The 21,083-nt window shown below is 67.2% G+C and carries 14 protein-coding genes and 3 tRNA genes; 8 read left to right on the forward strand and 9 right to left on the reverse strand.

The annotated features are described in order from the left end of the window. Complete coding sequence (locus BIZ42_RS15515; RefSeq protein ID WP_070426952.1) at positions 1 to 2,349, reverse strand: penicillin acylase family protein; 2,349 nt, start codon at positions 2,347 to 2,349, stop codon at positions 1 to 3. A gap of 153 nt (positions 2,350 to 2,502) precedes the next feature. On the opposite strand from BIZ42_RS15515, the gene bfr reads away from it, so the two are divergent. After that, positions 2,503 to 2,991 carry a bacterioferritin gene (gene bfr / locus BIZ42_RS15520; protein ID WP_019184377.1) on the forward strand — a complete coding sequence of 163 codons (489 nt, stop codon included), beginning with the start codon at positions 2,503 to 2,505 and terminating at the stop codon, positions 2,989 to 2,991. Between the two features lie 341 nt (positions 2,992 to 3,332). Here bfr and parC read toward each other — a convergent pair whose 3' ends face one another. Together parC and BIZ42_RS15530 are read right to left on the reverse strand one after the other, a co-directional pair. After that, entirely contained in the window at positions 3,333 to 5,576 is a 2,244-nt protein-coding gene (gene parC, locus BIZ42_RS15525) for a DNA topoisomerase IV subunit A (protein WP_070426953.1), read from the reverse strand. Between the two features lie 58 nt (positions 5,577 to 5,634). Continuing rightward, positions 5,635 to 6,513: a helix-turn-helix transcriptional regulator gene (locus BIZ42_RS15530; RefSeq protein ID WP_070426954.1), complete on the reverse strand. Its 879-nt coding sequence runs from the start codon at positions 6,511 to 6,513 to the stop codon at positions 5,635 to 5,637. A gap of 143 nt (positions 6,514 to 6,656) precedes the next feature. Here BIZ42_RS15530 and BIZ42_RS15535 point away from each other — a divergent pair, with 143 nt between their 5' ends. Genes BIZ42_RS15535 through BIZ42_RS15550 form a run of 4 tightly spaced genes read left to right on the forward strand, consistent with a single transcriptional unit; the run spans position 6,657 to position 11,362 of the window. Beyond that, positions 6,657 to 7,100: a MarR family transcriptional regulator gene (locus BIZ42_RS15535; RefSeq protein ID WP_019184373.1), complete on the forward strand. Its 444-nt coding sequence runs from the start codon at positions 6,657 to 6,659 to the stop codon at positions 7,098 to 7,100. Between the two features lie 5 nt (positions 7,101 to 7,105). Then, complete coding sequence (locus tag BIZ42_RS15540) at positions 7,106 to 8,590, forward strand: efflux transporter outer membrane subunit (protein WP_070426955.1); 1,485 nt, start codon at positions 7,106 to 7,108, stop codon at positions 8,588 to 8,590. 11 nt (positions 8,591 to 8,601) lie between these two features. After that, positions 8,602 to 9,783 carry a multidrug efflux MFS transporter periplasmic adaptor subunit EmrA gene (emrA, locus tag BIZ42_RS15545; protein ID WP_070426956.1) on the forward strand — a complete coding sequence of 394 codons (1,182 nt, stop codon included), beginning with the start codon at positions 8,602 to 8,604 and terminating at the stop codon, positions 9,781 to 9,783. Between the two features lie 7 nt (positions 9,784 to 9,790). After that, the gene (locus BIZ42_RS15550; protein WP_019184370.1) at positions 9,791 to 11,362 is read left to right on the forward strand and encodes a DHA2 family efflux MFS transporter permease subunit; all 1,572 of its coding nucleotides are present in this window, start codon (positions 9,791 to 9,793) and stop codon (positions 11,360 to 11,362) included. A 154-nt stretch (positions 11,363 to 11,516) separates the two neighbouring features. Here BIZ42_RS15550 and BIZ42_RS15555 read toward each other — a convergent pair. From BIZ42_RS15555 to BIZ42_RS15565, 3 genes are all read right to left on the reverse strand, one after another. Beyond that, positions 11,517 to 11,603, reverse strand: a tRNA-Leu gene (locus tag BIZ42_RS15555). A gap of 208 nt (positions 11,604 to 11,811) precedes the next feature. Further along, positions 11,812 to 11,898 (reverse strand) — tRNA-Leu (locus BIZ42_RS15560). Between the two features lie 175 nt (positions 11,899 to 12,073). Continuing rightward, positions 12,074 to 12,160 (reverse strand) — tRNA-Leu (locus tag BIZ42_RS15565). 128 nt (positions 12,161 to 12,288) lie between these two features. On the opposite strand from BIZ42_RS15565, the gene rnr reads away from it, so the two are divergent. The 3 genes from rnr to rlmB all read left to right on the forward strand — a co-directional run bounded on the left by rnr (position 12,289) and on the right by rlmB (position 16,171). Continuing rightward, the gene (gene rnr / locus BIZ42_RS15570; protein ID WP_070426957.1) at positions 12,289 to 14,757 is read left to right on the forward strand and encodes a ribonuclease R; all 2,469 of its coding nucleotides are present in this window, start codon (positions 12,289 to 12,291) and stop codon (positions 14,755 to 14,757) included. 93 nt (positions 14,758 to 14,850) lie between these two features. Then, positions 14,851 to 15,327 carry a GFA family protein gene (locus BIZ42_RS15575; RefSeq protein ID WP_070426958.1) on the forward strand — a complete coding sequence of 159 codons (477 nt, stop codon included), beginning with the start codon at positions 14,851 to 14,853 and terminating at the stop codon, positions 15,325 to 15,327. 97 nt (positions 15,328 to 15,424) lie between these two features. After that, positions 15,425 to 16,171 carry a 23S rRNA (guanosine(2251)-2'-O)-methyltransferase RlmB gene (rlmB, locus tag BIZ42_RS15580; RefSeq protein WP_070426959.1) on the forward strand — a complete coding sequence of 249 codons (747 nt, stop codon included), beginning with the start codon at positions 15,425 to 15,427 and terminating at the stop codon, positions 16,169 to 16,171. Between the two features lie 164 nt (positions 16,172 to 16,335). Here rlmB and BIZ42_RS15585 read toward each other — a convergent pair whose 3' ends face one another. Genes BIZ42_RS15585 through BIZ42_RS15595 form a run of 3 tightly spaced genes read right to left on the reverse strand, consistent with a single transcriptional unit; the run spans position 16,336 to position 21,007 of the window. Further along, entirely contained in the window at positions 16,336 to 17,775 is a 1,440-nt protein-coding gene (locus BIZ42_RS15585) for a TolC family protein (protein ID WP_070426960.1), read from the reverse strand. Further along, positions 17,772 to 19,742, reverse strand: a complete 1,971-nt coding sequence (locus tag BIZ42_RS15590; RefSeq protein ID WP_019185904.1) for a MacB family efflux pump subunit — start codon at positions 19,740 to 19,742, stop codon at positions 17,772 to 17,774. Before BIZ42_RS15590 ends, BIZ42_RS15585 begins: the two co-directional genes overlap by 4 nt. Beyond that, positions 19,739 to 21,007, reverse strand: a complete 1,269-nt coding sequence (locus BIZ42_RS15595; RefSeq protein ID WP_070427566.1) for an efflux RND transporter periplasmic adaptor subunit — start codon at positions 21,005 to 21,007, stop codon at positions 19,739 to 19,741. The genes BIZ42_RS15590 and BIZ42_RS15595 overlap by 4 nt, the downstream gene beginning before the upstream one ends. Positions 21,008 to 21,083 lie beyond the last annotated feature (76 nt).

The raw sequence follows: 21,083 nt of genomic DNA on the forward strand, positions 1-21,083 counted from the left end.
TCACTCCTGCGCCGGCACCAGCCTGAGGGTATGCACCGTCGTGCCGGGGAGGAACGGCGTCGGCCTGCCGTTGACCCAGTCCTCGTGTCCCGCGCCCCAGAACGGTGACAGCGGGTGACCGCTCTGCCCACCGGGCATGTGGATCCATCCCTCGGCCTCGTGCCCGGGTGACACCACCATGCGCTGCGAGGCGCCAAACGCGGGGCCCTGCACGCGGGGCATGTCGCGGTCGCCGGGCAGGCGGTCGGCCGGCATGCACAGCCACGACCGGGCAAAGGCGGGCAGGGCGCGACTGACCGGGTGACAGATCGCGGCGGTATTGCGTTCGCCCCAGGTACGCGCGTCCAGCGGGCCTTGACTGCCCAGGTCTGCTTCCAGCGCCTTGGCGGTATCGACCAGCAGTGCATCCCAACTGGAATAGGGGGGCGGCAGCAGATGCGCGGGACGTTCGCTCACCAGCGGCCACAACACGCCCTCGAACTGCCCCAGTCGTGGCTCCAGATAGTCCTCCCCGAGCTGTGCTTTCGCCGGGGCGAGCAGGCCTTCGCCAACACGGTCGATCAGCATGCCGCGGAAACCCCGGGTAATCCGGTAGCTGACCGAATCCACGGACGCATGGCCGTCCCATCGCCGGGTCGCCACCTCAAGCCGCTGGAGGGCAGGGTCGTCGCTGGCGGTGACGACCTCGCGCAGCAGACGCCACCAGCGCGTGAGCAACAGGGCGCGATCGTCGAGCTGGATCGCCAGCAGGTCTGCCTCGGTGAAGCGCTCTTTCGCCAGCAGGCCATCGCGGATCTGCCGACCGCGTGCGCCCAGGTCGTAGCCACCGTTCCCGGCAATGGCCAGGGCGTCCCCATCGAGCACGCGGCCGTTGGCGGTCCACAGCCGATGCGTGGGGGGATCGATCAATGCGGGCGCGCCATCGCTGCGGATTGGCCACGGCGCACAGCGTGCAGGCGCGGTGGTGGTGTTGCCGTTCGGCGGGCAGTCCGCAGCGCGGTCAGGGCGTGTGCCGATCAAGCGCCAAGCGATGCGACCGCTGCGGTCGGCGAGCACCAGGTTCTGCGCGGGAATGCCGCTGCGGTCGGCCACCTCGAACGCCTCGTCAAGCGTCGCCGCGCGCGCCATCTCGGCGAAGTCCAGGCGCACCGCACCGGGGAGTTGTGCCGTCCAGCGCAGTGCCTCGCCACTGCCGTCCTGCCGCGTGTGCAGCACCGGCCCCCAGGCGGTCTCGCGCACGCGCAACGTCACCGGTGCCTGGCCGGCGACGCGGATACGCTCCTCATGCGTGGTGATGCCCGCCGCATTGGCGGGTACGCTGCGGAAATCGGCCGTGTCGATGTAACTGTTGGTGAAGCCCCAGGCCACGTGCCCGTTGCTGCCCACCACGATGGCCGGCAGGCCGGGCAGCGAGAAGCCACTGACATCGACGCGGCCGTCGGGAGCCTGTGCATCGGGATAGCGCAGCCGTACCCGGAACCAGAGATTGGGCGCGCGCAGTCCCAGGTGCATATCATCGGCGACGATAGCGCGACCGTCCGCGGTCAGTGCACCGGCCACGGCGAAGTTGTTGCTGCCCAGCACGTCGGGATCCAGATGACCTGCCGTGACGGCACCGGTGGTCCGCGCCGGATCGGCCCGCCGGAGATCGAGAGCGGCGGCCTCCGGTAACCGGGCGTTGCCGCGCGCTTCGCCAAACAGCGGCGCATCCCATTCGCTGCCATCGTGGCTGAGCAGGGCATACAGCGCCGGTGGCACCACCGCACGGATCCGCGCCATCGCCAGTTCGTTCTGATTGGTGGGGTCCTGCAGGTCGGCATACATCGCCAGCCCGGTCAGCACGCTGTCTTCGGCACGCCACGGTGCCGGCGCCTGGCGCAGCAGCAGATACGGCCAAGGACGTACCCGAAGCTCGGCGACGCCCTGGTTGATACCCTCCACATAGGCCTGCAGGGCGCCGGCACTGCTGCCCGTGGCAACCTCCAGGTGGGCCCTGGTGCGCGCCCGCAGCCGGTGCACACGCATGCGCTTGTCCATCTCGATCGCCGCCGGGCCGAACAGCTCGGCCAGCTCGCCAGCGGCGGTACGGCGCATCAGGTCCATCTCGAAATAGCGCTCCTGCGCATGCACCAGACCCAGCGCCCGCATCGCGTCGGCCTGGCTTGCCGCGTCGATGGTGACCACGCCCAAGGCATCCCGGGTGATGCTCACCGGCGCCTGCAGCCCGGCCATGGCCTGCTCGCCGCCCAGGGCGGGGAGACTGCCGCGCAGCAGCCACCACACCGCGCACACCGCCGCCAGGGCCAGGATCAGCACGCCCCAGAGCAACCGCTTCAGCCAGTGCCGCATCCTGCGCATCCCCGTGTAGGTAGGGCTTGATTGTAGGGGAGGCGTGAACGTCCTGTGCACGGCTACCGAAGCGCAACTGCAAGTGATTCCGATTAGACCACCGGATTTTCAGATAGGGCACCATGCGCGCATTGATTCATCAGGAGCACCCCCATGAAAGGCAACCCGGACGTCATCGCCTGCTTGAAGGAACTGCTGCGCGGCGAGCTGGCCGCGCGCGACCAGTACTTCATCCACTCGCGCCGCTACGAAGACCAGGGCCTGTTCGCGCTCTATGAGCGCCTCAACCACGAGATGGAAGAAGAGACCCAGCACGCCGATGCGCTGCTGCGTCGCATCCTCTTCCTCGGCGGCGATCCGGACATGCGCCCGCATGTGTTCGAGCCCGGCGTGACCGTGGAAGAGATGCTGCAGAAGGACCTGGATACCGAATACAGCGTCCGCGACAACCTGGCCGCCGGCATGAAGCTGTGCGAACAGCACCAGGACTATGTCAGCCGCGACATGCTGCTGGTGCAGTTGAAGGACACCGAAGAAGACCATGCCTGGTGGCTGGAGCAGCAGCTGGGCCTGATCAAGCGCATCGGGCTGGCGCTGTACCAGACCAGCAAGATGGATGCGAAGGGCACGGCCGCACACTGACGCGCATACGCGCATCAGCCCCACGATGTGCCGCGCACATCGCGGGCCCCGGCGTATCACCTTCCACATCCCCGCGCCTGTCGGCGCGCCCCCTTGGACTCCAAGGGGGCTGTTTCTCCAGACGGTGTCCTGGACGCGTGACGATCCACCGACCCGTCATCGGGTTCTGCTCGCCAGCCAGCTTTCGCCAGCACGCTGCAGAAGCCCTCGTCCGCCAGCCAGCATCCGCCAGCCAGCCGACGTTGCACCAAGCAGAAAGGCCGGGGAAACCCGGCCTTTTCTGTGGGCAAAAAAACGGCCGGGTTTCCCCGGCCGTTCCGATTCACGTCGACGCTGGAACCTTACTCCACCGCCAGCCCTTCCACCTTCTGCCAGCCACGCGGCAGCAGATGGCCACGGGTGGCGCGGGTGCCCAGGTAGGTGTCCAGATCCTTGAACGACAGGTTCATCGTGCGCTGGCCGCTGCGGACCAGCAGCGTGTTGCCCGGCGCCACCGAGACCACCGCGACCACGCGCTCGGTGGCGAGCTTGGCCTTGGGGATGTCGATGATCTTGTTGCCCTTGCCCTTGTCCAGTTCCGGCAGGTCGCTGGCGGCGATGGCCAGCAGGTTGCCCGAGCTGGTCACCGCTACGATGCGGTCGGTTTCCGGGTTGGCGACCACGGCCGGGGTCAGCACCTTGGAGCCGGAGGTCAGGTTGAGCATCGCCTTGCCGGCCTTGTTGCGGCCGGTGAGGTTCTCGAAGCGGGTCACGAAGCCATAGCCGTGCGTGGAAGCCAGCACGAAGCGGGTGTTGTTCTCGCCACTGGCCAGGGTCATGAAGGCGCTGCCCGGGGCCGGCGAGAAGCGACCGGTCAGCGGCTCGCCATTGCCGCGTGCCGAGGGCAGGGTGTGGATCAGGGTCGAATACGCGCGGCCCTCGCTGTCCAGGAACGCCACCTGCTGCGTGCTGCGGGCCCGCACCGAGCCCAGCAGCGCATCGCCATCGCGGTAGGACAGGGTCGATGGGTCCATGTCGTGGCCCTTGGCCGCACGGATCCAGCCCTTCTCCGACAGCACCACCGTCATCGGCTCGCTCGGCACCAGCTCGGTTTCGTCGATGGCCTGCGCTGCGCCACGCTGCACCAGCGGCGAGCGACGGTCATCGCCGAACTTCTTCGCGTCCGCCACCAGCTCATCGCGGATCAGCTTCTTCAGCTTGGCCTTGCTGTCCAGGATGGCCAGGATCTTGTCGCGTTCCTTGGCCAGCTCCTCCTGCTCGCCACGGATCTTCATCTCTTCCAGGCGCGCCAGCTGCTTCAGCTTGGTCTCCAGGATGTACTCGGTCTGCTCCTCGCTCAGCCCGAAGCGTGCGATCAGCGCCGGCTTGGGCTCATCCTCGGTGCGGATGATGTGGATCACTTCATCTAGGTTGAGGAAGGCCACCAGCAGGCCTTCCAACATGTGCAGGCGGCGCTCGACCTTCTGCAGGCGGTGGTTGAGGCGGCGGGTCACGGTGGTGCCACGGAACTGCAGCCACTCACTGAGCAGGGTCTTGAGGTTCTTGACCTGCGGGCGGCCATCCAGGCCGATCACGTTGAGGTTGACCCGGTAGCTGCGCTCCAGGTCGGTGGTGGCGAACAGGTGGCCCATCAGCTGTTCGGCGTCCACGCGGTTGGAGCGCGGCACCAGCACCACGCGCACCGGGTTGGCGTGGTCGGACTCATCGCGGATGTCCTCCAGCCACGGCAGCTTCTTGGCGCGCATCTGCGCGGCGATCTGCTCGATCACCTTCGAAGGCGACACCTGGAACGGCAGCGCGTTGACCACGATGTTGCCGTTCTCCTTCAGGAAGGTGGAACGCGCGCGCACGCTGCCGTAGCCGGTTTCGTACATGGTGCGCAGATCGGCGATCGGGGTGATGATCTCGGCGAAGCTCGGGTAATCCGGGCCCTTCACGTGCTCGCACAGCTCGGCGACCGTCGCATCCGGGTCGTCGAGCAGGTGCAGCAGCGCGCTGACGATCTCGTTGAGGTTGTGCGGCGGCACGTCGGTGGCCATGCCCACGGCGATGCCGGTGGTGCCGTTGAGCAGCAGGTGCGGCAGGCGCGCCGGCATCCAGGTCGGCTCTTCCAGCGTGCCGTCGAAGTTCGGGGTCCAGTCGGTGGTGCCCTGGTTGATCTCGCCCAGCAGCACTTCGGCGATCGGGGTCAGCTTGGACTCGGTATAGCGCATCGCCGCGAACGACTTGGGATCGTCGGTCGAACCAAAGTTGCCCTGGCCTTCGATCAGCGGGTAGCGGTACGAGAACGGCTGGGCCATCAGCACCAGCGCCTCGTAGCACGCGCTGTCGCCGTGCGGATGGTATTTACCGATCACGTCACCGACGGTACGCGCGGACTTCTTCGGCTTGGAGGCGGCATTCAGGCCCAGCTCGCTCATCGCATAGATGATGCGGCGCTGCACCGGCTTGAGACCGTCGCCGAGGAACGGCAATGCGCGGTCGAGCACCACGTACATCGAATAGTCCAGGTACGCCCGTTCGGCGTACTCGCGCAGGGGCAGCTGTTCAAAGCCGTGGAACGCGGGGCGGGCAAGATCGGTCATGCGGGATTGTTACCTGTGGCAAGGGACGGCGACGGCTGTCGCCCTCGCAGGCGGACGATTATCCGGATGCGGCCGGGGATGCCAAGCCGCGTGATGGGTTCAGGGGGTGTCCACTGCGTGCCAGATAGCGCCCGGGCGGGCTGCCGAAGTGGCGGCGGAACACGGTGACGAAGGCGCTGGGGCTGCTGAACCCCAGTTCGTGCGCGATATCGGACACGCTCCGGCCATCGGACAGGCGACGCAGGCCCTCGGCCAGCCTGGCCTGCTGACGCCACTGCGCGAAGCTGAGCGTGGTTTCATCGCGGAAGTGCCGGGTCAGTGTACGCGGCGAGAGGCCGGCCCACTGCGCCCATTGGTCGAGGCTGCGGCCATCGGCCGGGTTGGCGATCAGCTGCGAGGCGATGCGCAGCAGGCGGCGGTCCTGCGGCATCGGCAGGTGCATGCGCTGGCGCGGGGCATTGCGGATCTCGTCCAGCAGCACCTCGATCATGTGCTGCTGGCGCAGGCTGGGCTCGGCCGCCGGTACCCATTCGGTGACGCGCAGCGCGAGCGCCTGCAGCAGATCGGAGATGGCCACCACGCACGGCGCGTCGGGCAGGTCATGGGCCATCGCGGCGCTGACGATCACCCCCCAGCCGCGCAAGGGCCCGCAGATATCCACCGTGTGCGGCTCGCCCGGCGGCATCCAGCCGGCGCAGCCGGGCGGCAGCGACCAGGTGCCATGCCGGGTGCGGACGGTGAGCAGCCCGGCTTCCACGCAGATCAGCTGCGCACGCCGGTGCTGGTGCCAGTCGATCTCCCGGTCCAGCCCGCGGGCGCTTTCGATCCGGAAGCCGAGCACCCCCAGCCCGTCATCCCGCTCGAACCAGTCCAGCACCTGGTTGCGGATCATCTGGGTGGCGGCCGTCTCCCGCTCTGGCCTGAAAGTGTTATCCATTGTCCAGATTGTAATACCCGGCCAGTCCGAACCGCCATTAAGGTAGCCGCCTGCCCATTGTTCTGATTGCTGCAACACAGCATTTGGTTCCAAATTAAATATTTCTATTGAGAAATATATTTTTTGGAAGAGAATGCTCACCCATGATCTGCCCTGATGCCCATCCCCCCAGCTTCGGACTCCTGCTGCGCCAAGTGCGCGATGGACTGGTCCGTCAGCTAGACACGTCGATGGCCGAGGAAAACCTCGGCATTGGCTTCACCCACTACCTCGGCCTGAAGGTGCTCGCGGCGCGTGCCCCGTGTACCGCCAACGAGTTGGCCCAGGCCCTGGACCAGGTACCCAGCGCGGTCACCCGCCTGCTGGACAAGCTGGAAGCCCTGGACTGCGTGCGGCGCGAACCGCATGCCCAGGACCGGCGGGCACTGCAGATCGTGCTGACCGAGCCGGGTCGCCAGTTGTGGGCCCGCCTCAAACAGCGGGGCGACCAGACCATCGACGACGCCATGCGTGACCTGTCTTCGGACGAACGCGCACAGCTGCTTTCCCTCATGACCCGTGTACGCGACTCACTGGTAACGCCATGACTTCCATGTTTGAACGCTCTCATTCACTGCGCCCGCTGCGGCCGGTGCTGGTCTCCGCGCTGGCGCTTGCGCTGGCCGCGTGTGCCAGCAGCCGCGGCCTGGAGCCGCAGGGCCGCCTGCTCGACGCCGACAGCCTGCAGACCCAGCGCACCCTGGCCGCCAACGGCCTGAGCCAGCCCGGCTGGCCGGCCACCGACTGGTGGCGCGCGCTGGGCGACCCCCAGCTCGATGCGCTGATCGCCGAAGGCCTGCAGCGCAATCCTGGCCTGGAGGCGGCCGATGCGCGCCTGCGCCAGGCGCGTGCCCAGATCGGCACCGCGCGTGCCGCACGCCTGCCCAGCCTCTCTGCTTCCGGGGGCTACACCGGTGTGCGCCTGCCCGAATCGATGGTTGGCGATGAACTGGGTGGCAGCTATGGCGGCAGTGGCCAGGCCTACTTGAGCTTCAGCTACGGCATCGACCTGTGGGGCGGCAAGCGCGCCGCCTGGGAAGCGGCCGTGGACAGCGGCCATGCCGCCGAAGTGGACGCCCAGGCCGCGCGCCTGAACCTCTCTGCCGCCATCGCCGAGGCGTACGCGCAGTTGGGCTACGCGTGGAAGCTGCATGACGTGGCCAGCGAAGAACTGGCACGTTCGCAGAAGACCCTGGAGCTGACCCGCCAGCGTCGTGCTGCCGGCATCGACAGCGACCTGCAGACCCGCCAGGCCGAAGCGCGCATTCCAGCCGCGCAGCAGCAGCAGCAGGCTGCACAGCAGCAGATCGACGAGGCGCGCACCGCGCTCGCCGCGCTGGTCGGGCAGGGCCCGGACCGCGGGCTGCAGATCCAGCGCCCGCAGGTGTTGAACCCGCTGGCGCTGCAGCTGCCCGGCGTGCTGCCCAGCGAACTGCTGGGCCGCCGCCCGGACATCGTCGCCGCGCGCTGGCGCGTGGAAGCGGCCAACCGCCAGATCCATGCGGCCAAGGCCGAGTTCTATCCCAGCCTCAACCTGACCGCCCTTGGCGGTGTGGTCTCCAGTGAAGTGGACCAGCTGCTCAAGAGCGGCTCGACGTTCGCCTTCCTCGGCCCGGCGCTGAGCCTGCCGATCTTCGACGGTGGCCGCCTGCGCGCCAACCTGGGCAAGACCGACGCGCAGTACGACCTGGCCGTGGCCGACTACAACCAGTCGGTGGTCAACGCGCTGCGCGACGTCGCCGACCAGGTCAACGCGGTGCATTCGCTGGCCGACCAGGCCAGCGCCCAGGCCCAGGCTGTCAGCACCGCACGCGCCGCCCATGACCTGGCCGAGCAGCGCTACCGCGCCGGCATCGGCAGCTACCTGGACGTGCTCAGTGTCGAAGAGCAGCTGCTGGTCTCCCAGCAGCGGCTGGCCGACCTGCAGTCGCGCCAGATCCTTGTTTCGGTCCGCCTGAGCCAGGCGTTGGGCGGTGGTTTCACCCCGACCAGCGATGCCGCCACGGTCGCCGCCACCCCCGAATCCTCGCATTCCTGAGAGTCATCCCCATGAGTCAGACCTCCGCTCCTGCTGCCGAGAAGGCAGCTCCCTCCCGTCGCGGCAAGCTGCTGCGCGGCCTGCTGGTCATCGTGGTGCTGCTGTTGGCCGCGTTGGCCCTGTGGTACTTCATGTTCGGCCGCTGGTTCGAAGAAACCGACGATGCCTACGTGCAGGGCAACCAGGTCCAGATCACCCCGCTGATCAGCGGTACCGTGGTCGGGATCAACGCCGATGACGGCATGCGGGTCGAGCGCGGCCAGCTGCTGGTCCAGCTGGACCCGGCCGATACCGAAGTCGCCCTGCAGCAGGCCGAAGCCAACCTCGCCAAGACGGTCCGCCAGGTGCGCGGTCTGTACCGCAGCGTGGAAGGTGCGCAGGCCGAATTGAATGCACGCCAGGTGACCCTGAAGCGCGTGCGCGAAGACTTCAACCGCCGTAAGGATCTGGCCAGCACCGGCGCGATCTCCAACGAAGAACTGGCGCATGCCCGCACCGAACTGGCCGCTGCCGAAGCGGCCGTGGCCGGCTCGCGCGAAACCTTCGAGCGCAGCAATGCGCTGGTGGATGACACCGTGATCGCGACCCAGCCGGACGTGCAGGCCGCCGCCGCGCAGCTGCGCCAGGCGTACCTCAACAATGCCCGCGCCGGTATCGTCGCACCGGTCACTGGTTACGTGGCGCGTCGTTCGGTGCAGGTCGGCCAGCGCGTGCAGCCGGGCACTGCCCTGATGGCCGTGGTGCCGACCGAGCAGATGTGGGTGGAAGCGAACTTCAAGGAAACCCAGCTGCGTCACATGCGCCTGGGCCAGGAAGTGGAACTGCGTTCGGACCTGTACGGCGGCGACGTGACCTACAAGGGCCGCATCGACAGCCTGGGCCTGGGCACCGGCTCGGCGTTCTCGCTGCTGCCGGCGCAGAATGCCAGCGGCAACTGGATCAAGATCGTGCAGCGCGTGCCGGTGCGTATCGCCATCGACGCCAAGCAGCTGGCCGAGCATCCGCTGCGCATCGGCCTGTCGATCAAGGCCGAAGTGAGCCTGCGTGACCAGAAGGGCACCGTGCTGCCGACCGAAACCGCCAAGGGCCAGCTGTTCGATACCGACGTCTACGCCAAGCAACTGCACAGCGCCGACGACGTGATCCACCAGATCATCCAGAGCAACCTGCCGCAGCAGGCCAAGGCGAGCTGAGGCCACCATGTCCGCACAAGCTCCCGCCGCGCCGGGCGCCCCCGCGGCGCCAGGCATGGCCTTCCGGCCGGCCAACGTCGCCCTGTGTACCGCAGGGCTGGCGATGGCCTCGTTCATGCAGGTCCTGGACACCACCATCGCCAACGTCTCGTTGCCGACCATCGCCGGTAATCTCGGTGCCAGTTCGCAGCAGGCCACCTGGGTCATCACCTCGTTCGCGGTCAGCACCGCGATCGCGCTGCCGCTGACCGGTTACCTCAGCCGCCGTTTCGGCGAGACCAAGCTGTTCGTATGGGCCACGCTGGCCTTCACCCTGGCCTCGCTGCTGTGCGGCCTGGCCCAGAGCATGGGCATGCTGGTGGTGTCGCGTGCGATCCAGGGCTTCGTCGCCGGCCCGATGTACCCGATCACGCAGAGCCTTCTGGTTTCGCTGTACCCGCGTGAGAAACGCGGGCAGGCACTGGCGCTGCTGGCGATGATCACCGTGGTCGCGCCGATCGCCGGCCCGATCCTCGGGGGCTGGATCACCGACAACTACAGTTGGGAATGGATCTTCCTGATCAACGTGCCGCTGGGCATCTTCGCCGCGCTGGTGGTGGGCAACCAGCTCAAGGGACGCCCGGAGCACGTTGAAAAGCCGAAGATGGATTATGTCGGCCTGATCACCCTGGTGATCGGCGTGGGCGCGCTGCAGCTGGTGCTCGATCTGGGCAACGACGAAGACTGGTTCAGTTCGACCAAGATCATCGTGCTGGCCTGTGTGTCGGTGGTGGCATTGGCGGTGTTCCTGATCTGGGAACTGACCGACAAGGACCCGATCGTCGACCTGCGCCTGTTCCGGCATCGCAACTTCCGCGCCGGTACGCTGGCGATGGTGGTGGCGTATGCGGCGTTCTTCAGCGTGGCGCTGCTGATTCCGCAGTGGCTGCAGCGTGACATGGGCTACACCGCGATCTGGGCCGGTCTGGCGACCGCACCGATCGGCGTGCTGCCGGTGATCATGACGCCGTTCGTGGGCAAGTACGCCTCGCGCTTCGACATGCGCATGCTGGCCACGATCGCCTTCATCTTCCTGTCCTTCACCAGCTTCCTGCGCTCGGGGTTCAACCTGCAGGTGGACTTCGGCCACGTGGCCGGCATCCAGCTGATCATGGGTATCGGTGTGGCGCTGTTCTTCATGCCGGTACTGCAGATCCTGCTGTCGGATCTGGACGGTCGCGAGATCGCCGCGGGCTCCGGCCTGGCCACCTTCCTGCGCACGCTGGGCGGCAGCTTCGCCGCCTCGCTGACCACGTGGTTGTGGGCACGCCGTACCCAGGAACACCACGCGCATCTGACCGAACACATCTCCGGCTACACCCCGGGCATGCAGGACCAGGTGACCGCGATGGGGCAGGGCGACCTGCAGCATGGCGCGGCCGCGCTCAACAACATGATCAACCACCAGGCGTCGCAGATGGGCTTCAACGACATCTTCTTCCTGCTGGGCTGGATCTTCCTGGCCATCATCGCCTTCCTGTGGCTGGCCAAGCCGCCGTTCGGCGCAGGTGCGGGTGCTGCCTCGGCCGGTGGGCATTGAGGTGTTCGCGGTAAGCTGAAACGAAGAAACCCCGCTGAAAGGCGGGGTTTTTTTGTGGTTCCTGACCAGCGTGGAATGTGTTCCGTGCGGTTCCGGGCGCGGCGGCCAGAAACGAAAAAACCCGCTTGCGCGGGTTTGATCATTTTCCGAGTCATGGTGCCCAGGAGAGGACTCGAACCTCCACGAAGTTGCCCCCGCTAGCACCTGAAGCTAGTGCGTCTACCAATTCCGCCACCTGGGCGACTCAGGAGGAGAATTCTGCGGGAGAAGCGTGATTGTGTCAACAGGATCGGGTGGAAATTTTTTCGTGCCAGATCGTTCGTCGCGTCATCGCACGTTCGATGCGGCGACCATCGGGCGTCGCGCGTCGGCGCAGGTCAGGGCCGCGCATCGCCGACGCCCGGAAACGAAAAAACCCGCTTGCGCGGGTTTGATCATTTTCTGAGTCATGGTGCCCAGGAGAGGACTCGAACCTCCACGGAGTTGCCCCCGCTAGCACCTGAAGCTAGTGCGTCTACCAATTCCGCCACCTGGGCGACTCAGGAGGAGAATTCTGCGGGAGATCCGGAATTGTGTCAACAGGATTTCGCAGGAAATTTCATTTGCCACGCATTGCAGCGTCATCGCGGTCCATCCCGCGCGAATCGTGCGTGGCGCGGACGCCAGAAACGAAAAAACCCGCTTGCGCGGGTTTGATCATTTTCCGAGTCATGGTGCCCAGGAGAGGACTCGAACCTCCACGGAGTTGCCCCCGCTAGCACCTGAAGCTAGTGCGTCTACCAATTCCGCCACCTGGGCGACTCAGGGGGCGAATTCTGGGCATGTCCGTCAGGCTTGTCAACGGTTTTGTGAAATTTCTTCACAATCCTGCACAGGCAGTGCCGCTGACCGGTTCTGCACACCCGCAGCGGTTACTATTGAGGTCAATGAAACCAAAGAAACCGACCCAGGGCGCGAAAGCCCCCAAGTCCCCGGCGCCCAAGAAGGCAGCCGGTCCGTCGGGCAAGCCCCGCGCTGCCGCCAAGAAGGCCGGCAAGCTGCCACCCTGGATGCCCGAATCCCTGAACACTCCTGAGCCGCCGCGTGGCAACAAGCGGGGCCCCAAGCCCGCGCACGCCGGGCCCATCCCGACCCGCCGCCGCCCGCATCCCATCCCGCTGGACGGTGAAGTGCAGCTGGATCCCTTCGCCGCCCGCGAGGCCGAGCGCTATGCGCAGCCGATCGCCAGCCGCGAGGCGATCCTGCAGCTGCTCGACCGCTGCGATGGCCCGCAGACCGCCGAAGAGATCGCCATCCATCTCGGCCTGACCGAGCCGGACCGCGCCGATGCCCTGGGCAAGCGCCTGGGCGCGATGTGCCGTGACGGCCAGCTGGTGCAGAACCGCCGTGGCGGTTTCGCGCCGCTGCAGGCGGTCAACCTGATCACCGGCGTGGTGATCGCCAACCCGGAAGGGTTCGGCTTCCTGCGCCCGGTCGAAGGTGGCGACGATCTGTTCCTGCCGCCGTTTGAAATGCGCAAGGTGCTGCATGGCGACCGCGTGCTGGTCAACGTGACCGGCATCGATCGCCGTGGCCGCCGCGAGGCGAGCATTTCGCGTGTGCTCGAGCGCGGCATGAGCCGCCTGATCGGCCGCTTCAGCGTCGAATTCGGCATCAACTACGTGGTGCCCGACGACAAGCGCGTGCAGCGCAACGTACAGATCCCGCCCGACCAGACCGGCGATGCCCGGGATGGCCAGCTGGTGGTCTGTGAACTGACCCAGGCGCCGGATACCCGCCGCCCGCCGATCGGCCGCATCATCGCGGTGCTCGGCGACAAGCTGACCGCGTCGCTGGTGGTGGAAACCGCCATCCACGGCCATGAACTGCCGTTCGAGTTCCCGGCGGAAGTGCTGGCTGAAGCCACTGCAGTGCCGATGGTGGTCACCCCGGAACAGATCGGCCATCGTGAAGACCTGCGCAACACGCCGCTGGTCACCATCGATGGCGAGGATGCCAAGGACTTCGACGACGCCGTTTATTGCGAACCGAATGCCGAAGGCTTCCGCCTGGTCGTGGCGATCGCCGATGTTTCCAACTACGTGCGTCCTGGTACGCCGCTGGATGATGAAGCGCAGAAGCGCGCGACCTCGGTCTACTTCCCGGGCTTCGTGGTGCCGATGCTGCCGGAGACGCTGTCCAACGGCATCTGCTCGCTGATGCCCAAGGTCGACCGCATGTGCTTCGTCTGCGATATGCAGGTGAACCGCGAGGGCGAGGTCATCCACTCGCGGTTCTACGAAGCGGTGATGAACTCGCACGCGCGCCTGACCTACAACCAGGTCTGGGAAGCGGTGGGCGAGAACGACCCGGCCGCGCGCAAGGCGATCGGTCCGCTGATGCCGCAGGTGGATCGCCTGTACCAGCTGTATCACGTGCTGGCCAAGGCCCGTACCCGCCGCGGTGCGATCGAGTTTGAAACCTCCGAAGTGCGCTTCGTGCTGGACAACACCGGCGAAGTCACCCAGGCCGGGATGATGGTGCGCAACGATGCGCACAAGCTCATCGAAGAATGCATGATCGCCGCCAACGTGCAGGCTGCGCGCTACCTGCTGGCCAAGCACGTGCCGGCGCCGTTCCGTGACCATGAGCGCCCGCCGGAATCCAAGTACGCCGACCTGCTCGAGTTCCTGAAGGAATTCAAGCTGAGCCTGCCGCCGTGGTCGAAGGTGCAGCCGGCCGATTTCACCAAGCTGCTCAAGAAGGTGCGCGATCGCCCGGACGCGGCACTGCTGGAATCGGTGCTGCTGCGCAGCCAGAGCCTGGCGGTGTATTCGCCGGACAACTTGGGCCACTTCGGCCTGGCGCTGGACGCGTACGCACACTTCACCTCGCCGATCCGCCGCTACCCCGATCTGCTGGTGCACCGTGCGATCAAGCACGCGCTCAGCGGGGCCGCACCGGAGAAGTTCACCTACTCGCCGCGCGAGATGGCGGCGCTGGCGCTGCAGTGCTCCGAGCGTGCGCGTCGTGCCGATGAAGCCGAGCGCGAAGTGGACGAGCGTTACCGCGCCGCGTGGATGGAAAAGCACGTCGGTGGCCAGTTCGATGGCGTGATCAGTGGCGTGACCAGCTTCGGCCTGTTCGTGGAACTGGACGAATCCAAGGTCAACGGCCTGGTCCACGTGACCCAGCTGCCGCACGACTATTACCAGTTCGACGCGGTGCGCAAGACGCTCAACGGCGAGCGCCGCGGCAAGATCTACCGTCTGGGCGACCGGGTGCGGATCCTGGTGCTCAAGGCCAGCATGGAAGAGCGCAAGATCGACTTCCGCCTGGTCGAAGAGAAGGACGATTCGCTGCCCGAGCTGCCGCCGCGCGGCCAGCCGGCCAAGCGCCAGAAACAGAAGTATTGATCCACGCGTACCGGCCCACGGCCGGTACGCGGACCGTCCACCCGCCCCCGCGGGTGGCATGGTGTTTCCCACGGGCCCCGTCGGAGCGATCCCATGCCGTCCCTCCCCGAATACAGCGGCGGCTGCCAGTGCGGCGCGATCCGCTTCCATGTGGTCGGTGAGCTGACCCACAGCTCGATCTGCCATTGCCGGATGTGCCAGAAGGCGTTCGGCGCGTACTACGCCCCCCTGGTGTCGGTGCGTGGCAGCGAATTCCGCTGGACCCGCGGCGAGCCCCGGCGTTTCCAGTCCTCCAACATGGTCCAGCGCGGCTTCTGCGCCGACTGTGGCACCCCGTTGACCTACGAAGCCCCGGATGGGGTGGCAATCGCGGCGGGCGCCTTCGACGAGCCGGCCCGCCTGCCGCCGACGATCCAGTACGGGATCGAAGCCAAGCTGCCCTTCGTGGATGGCCTGGGCTCGCTTAGCGCGTTGCGCAGCGAGGAGGATGCCGAGGCCGGCGACTTCCTGCTGCATATCGTTTCCCACCAGCACCCCGACCACGACACCAGCGACTGGCCAGCCCGCTGAAGGCAGGCCGTGAACGCCCCCCGTGAACGCCCGGCAGGGCAGGGTGGGCCTTGATGCTCTACCATTACCAACCCCTTTACCGGTCCCGCCCCCCGCAATGAGCAAGCAAAGCCAGTGGATCGTCGGCGTCAACGCCGTCGCCTCTTCGATCGAGAATGATGCCGACAACGTCCGCGAGGTCCTCATCGAGGCCGGTGCGAAGAATCCGCGTCTGACCGAGATCGAGGAAAATGCACGCCGCAAGGGCATCGACGTGCGCAAGGTGAACACCCAGGCGCTGGACGGTGTGGGCGGTTCGGTGCGTCACCAGGGCGTGGCGGCGCGCTACCAGGCCGCGCGGACCTGGGGCGAGAACGAACTGGAAGGGCTGGTCGAAGCGGCCGAGGGCAAGGCCCTGCTGCTGATCCTTGATGAAGTGCAGGATCCGCACAATCTCGGCGCCTGCCTGCGCAGCGCAGCGGCCGCCGGTGCCACGGCGGTGATCATTCCCAAGGACAAGTCGGCCTCGGTCAACGCGACCGTGCGCAAGACCTCGGCCGGTGCAGCCGACCGTATTCCGGTCGTGCAGGTGACCAACCTCTCGCGCTGCCTGAAGGACCTGCAGAAGCTGGGCGTGTGGATCTACGGCCTGGCCGGTGAAGCCACCGAGTCGCTGTACGCGATCGACCTCAAGGGCAACGTGGCGCTGGTGCTGGGCGGCGAAGCCGACGGCCTGCGCCGCCTGACCCGTGAAAACTGCGATGGCCTGGTCAAGATTCCGATGCCGGGCGATATCGAGAGCCTGAACGTCTCCGTCGCCACCGGCGTGAGCCTGTTCGAGGCCGTCCGCCAGCGCGGCCTGTAATTCCCGCGCGCGGGGGTAGAGCCGACCGTTGGTCGGCTGCTCTACGCGGGCGGACGGCAGCCGACCAACGGTCGGCTCTACGTGGGTAGGTCGGCAGCCGACCAGCGGTCGGCTCTACGTGGGTAGGTCGGCAGCCGACCAACAGTCGGCTCTACCCCCCGCCGTCAGCCTGCGCTGCCGCCCAATGCCTTGAACAACGTCACATCGTTGATCAACTGGCGCTGCCTCACCGATGCCAGCGACAGCTCCGCATCACGCCGGGTCTGCTGCGCTTCCAGCCAGGTGCGCAGGTCGGTGGCGCCGACCCGGTAGCGCACTTCATACATCCGCTCGATCTCGACCGCTTCGTCGTAGGACGCCTGCGAGGCCGCCACCTGGGTGGCGAACTGCGTGCGCGCCGACAAGGCGTTGTCCACCTCCGACAGCGCGGTGTACAGCGTGCGGCGGAAGCCGTTGGCCGCGATCTGATAATCCGTGCCGGCCAGCCGGGTGTTCAACTGCGCCTGGCGCACGTTGAGGAACGGCAGCGACAGCCCGGCGCCGAGCGTGGCGACCGGATTCTTCAGCACGTCCGACAGCGAGGTAGCGCCCGTACCCACGCTGCCGGTAAGGCTCAGCGCCGGGTAGTACTGGGTCGCGGTCACCTTGATGGTCTTCAGGCTGTTGCGCAGCCGCAGCTCGGCCGCGCGCAGGTCGGGCCGGCGGCCGAGCAGATCGGCCGGCAGGCCTTCGGCGATCACCGGGCTGGCCACGCGCTGCAGCTGTTGCGGCTCGTCGGCCACGGCCAGCGGCTGCCCATCCAGCAGTACGGTCAGTGCATTGCGCGCGGCAACGCGTTGCTGCACCAGCGCACTCTGCGCGGCACGCTGTGCCTCCAGGCTCTGGGCGGCCTGGCGCACGTCCAGCCGCGAGACCGCACCGGCATCGAAGCGGGCCTGGACCAGTTCGCGGGTGCGCTGCAGGCGCTCCAGGTTGGCCTGCCCTGCGTTGATCGACTGGTTGAGGAAGGCCAGCGTCCAGTACTGCGTGGCCACGTCGCTGATCACCAGCAGGGCGGTGTTCTGCAGGTCCTCCTGGCTGGCCTGGGCTTCCCACTGGGCGATGTCGCGCTGGGTGCGCAGGCGCCCCCACAGGTCGATTTCCCACCCCAGTGACACGCCGGCCGAGCTGCCGCGGTTCCAGTCCGCGCTCTGGTCGATCGGGCGGTTGCCGCTGCTGCTGACACTGCCCGAGGGCTGCGGCCACAGTGCGTTGTCGGCCAGCCCGGCCTGCAGGCGCGCGCGCTGCACTGCCAGCCCGGCCGAGACGAGGTCGGTGTTGGCGGCCAGGGCGCGGTCGATCACACGGTCCAGGCCGGGGTCACCGAACTGGGTCCACCAGGCATCGGTGCGGACATCGGCCGATGTGGCGTGCGGCTGTTCGCTCACGGGCTCGGTGGGGGTGTTCAGGGTGGCATCGCCGCGGCCATAGGTGGCCGGTACTGCCGGCGCGTCGACCTGGTAGCGACCGGTGCTGACGCAGGCCGACAGGGCCAGTGCGGTCACGCAGGCCAGGGCCAGTGGACGCAGCGAAGCGGGGTGCAGCAGAGCAGGAGAAATCTTCATTCGCGCGCCAGCGCCTCCACGGGATCAAGTTGGGCGGCATTGCGGGCCGGCAGGAAACCAAACGCCACGCCGATCAGGCTGGAGCAGGCAAAGGCGGCCACGATGGACGCGGTCGAGAACAGCATCTGGAAGTCCGGCGCGAACTTGCCGAACAGCCAGCCGACCACCAGCGACAGGCCGACGCCGAGCAGGCCGCCGAGCAGGCACACCAGCACCGCCTCGATCAGGAACTGCTGGCGGATGTCGCTCTGCCGCGCGCCGACGGCCATGCGCACGCCGATTTCGCGGGTCCGTTCGGTCACCGAGACCAGCATGATGTTCATCACGCCGATGCCGCCGACCAGCAGCGCGATGGCGGCAATGGCACTGATCAGCAGCGTCATCGTGCGGGTCGTCTGTTCGATGGTCTGGCGGATCTCGGCGCTGTTGCTGAGGAAGAAGTCCTCGGTGCCGTGGCGCATGATCAGCAGCTTGGAAATCGCGGCCTGCGCGGCATCCATCGGGGTGGCATCGTCCACGCGCACGGTGATGCTGGACACATGGCTCTGGCCCAGCATCCGCGACATCACCGTGGTGTACGGCACCCACACGCTCAGGCTGGTGCTGCCGCCGAAACCGAAGCTCTGCCGCTGCGCCACGCCGACCACGCGCACCGGCACGTTGCCGAGCAGGATCACCTGGCCCACCGGGTCCTCGCCATTGGGGAAGAACTGGGTGCGGGTGTTTTCGTCGATGATCGCCACCTGGGCCAGGCTGCGCACCGCATCGGTATCGAAGAAGCTGCCGGCGACCAGGGTCACGCCCTTGACCCGGAAGAACTGCTCGCCCACGCCGTTGACCTGCGCGGTGGCCGACTGGTTGCGGTAGCGCGCGGTCACCGAGGAGGAGACGCTCGGCGTGGCACTGTCGATATAGCTCTGCCGGCCCAGTGCATCGGCGTCGCTGGCCTTGAGGGTCTGTACGCGGGCCGAGCGCATGTCGCCGAACCCGCGCCCGGGATACACATCGATCGTATTGGTGCCCAGTGCGCTGATGTTCTGCAGGATCTGCTGCTGGGAGCCATTGCCCATCGCCACCACCGAGACCACCGAAGCGATGCCGATGATGATGCCGAGCATGGTCAGGAAGGTGCGCAGGCGGTGGGCGTTCATCGCCAGCAGGGCCATGCGGAACGCTTCGGTGAAGCGGTCGCGCGCGGCCCGCCAGCTGTGGCCCTTGCCGGCGGCCACGGTGGGCTGGCGCTGCGCGCGGTAGCGCGGTGCATTCGGATTGGTGCGGTCGGCAATGATCTCGCCGTCGCGGATTTCGATGATGCGCTGGGCGTGTTCGGCCACGCTCATGTCGTGGGTCACGATGATGATGGTGTGGCCTTCGGCATGCAGCTCGCCGAGGATGCCCATCACTTCCTCGCCGGATCGGGTGTCCAGCGCGCCGGTCGGTTCATCGGCCAGGATAACCTCGCCACCGTTCATCAGCGCCCGTGCGATCGACACGCGCTGCTGCTGGCCACCAGACAACTGGCCGGGCTTGTGGTTCATGCGGTCGCCCAGGCCGAGCCGCTGCAGCAGCTGTTCGGCGCGTGCGGTGCGCACCGGGCCGGGGCTGCCGGCGTACACGGCCGGCACGGCGACATTGCCGCGCGCATCCAGATCGCCGAGCAGGTGGTAGCGCTGGAAGATGAAACCGAAATGTTCGCGGCGCAGTTCGGCCAGCTCGTCCGGCTCCATGCGGCCGGTCTCGCGGCCGGCGACCTGGTAACTGCCACGGGTCGGCCGATCCAGGCAGCCGAGGATGTTCATCAGCGTGGACTTGCCCGAACCGGACTGGCCAACGATGGCCACCATCTCGCCGGCGGCGATGTCCAGGTTGACGTCGCGCAGCACTGCGATGGTCTCATCGCCCGCCGGAAACTCGCGGCGCAGGTCGCGCAGCCGCAGCAGCGGCGTGCCCGTCGAGGCGCTGCTCATCGGCGCGGCCCGCCCATGCCGGGGCCGCCGATCCGCACCGTGCTGCCGCCGCGGTTGCCGCCACCGGTGCCCTGCAGGCCGCCGCCTTCGCCGACGATCACCTTGTCGCCCTCGGCCAGCCCGGACAGCACCTCGGCATTGGCGCCGTTGTTGATGCCGATCTTGACCTTGCGCGGCGCCGGCATGCCATCGGCATCGGCCACGCGCACCATGTACTGCCCGTCGCGGGTCTTGGGGCCGAGTGCAACGGCCGGGATGATCAGCACGTCCTTGGCCTGCTTGAGCATCACCGAGACCTGCGCGGTCATGTCGATGCGCAGCGTGCCGTCGGGATTTTCCACGTCGAACAGCGCGTTGTAGTACACCGCCGTGCTGGAGCTGGAACTGGACGAGCTGGAGCTGCTCGAGCTGTCGTTGGCGATCGAGGCCGGCGCCGGATTGATCTGGCGCAGCGTGGCGTGGAACTTGCGGTCCGGCTCACCCAGCGTGGTGAAGTACACCGGCATGCCGGCCTTGATCTTGACCACGTCCGCTTCGGAAACTTCGGCATTCACCGTGACCAGGTCCAGGCGGGCCAGCATCACGATCGTCGGCGCGGTCTGGTTGGCGTTGACGGTGCGGCCTTCTTCGGCGACCACGGCGACCACGGTGCCGTCCATCGGCGCGGTGATGCGGGTGTAGGCCAGGTTGGCGCGGGCGGTGCCCAGTTCGGTTTCGCGGCCCTTGATCTGTGCATCGAAGGACTGGATCTGGGCGCGCGCGGTCCTGAGCTGGGCATCGGCCGCATCGAACTCGGCGCGCGAAGTGGCCTCGGCGGCGAGCATCTGCTGCTGGCGGGCGAACTCCAGCTCGGCTTCGCGCAGGCTGGCCTGCTGCACCGCGCGCTGCGCCTTGACCTGGTCCAGCGAGGCCTGGGCATTGAGCACCTGGTTCTGCTGGGTGGTGGCGTCGATCTCGGCGATCAGGTCGCCTTCCTTGACCGTATCGCCGAGCTGGACCTTCAATGATTTGATCTGGCCGGAGGCCTGCGCGCCGACACTGACCAGCTTGTAGGCGTCGATCACGCCGGTGGCTTCCACGGTCTGTTCGATGTCGCCGCGGCTGACCGGTGACGTGGCCAGGGTGGGGGCGGCCGGCTTGCGCAGCATCCATGCCACAATCGCGGCGATCAGGATGACGACCACGAGCAACAGCAGCAGACGGGCACGGCGGGTTCTGGGCAAACGGGGCTTCACGATGATCGTCAACTCGGCAGGCCGGTGCATCGGCGTTGTCAGCATTGTGAAGATCGTTCACCGCCGGCTCAATGCTCGCCGTGTACCAAGATGTATCCCTGCGGTG

The organism is Stenotrophomonas sp. LM091, assembly GCF_001806305.1.
GTDB lineage: Bacteria > Pseudomonadota > Gammaproteobacteria > Xanthomonadales > Xanthomonadaceae > Stenotrophomonas > Stenotrophomonas bentonitica_A.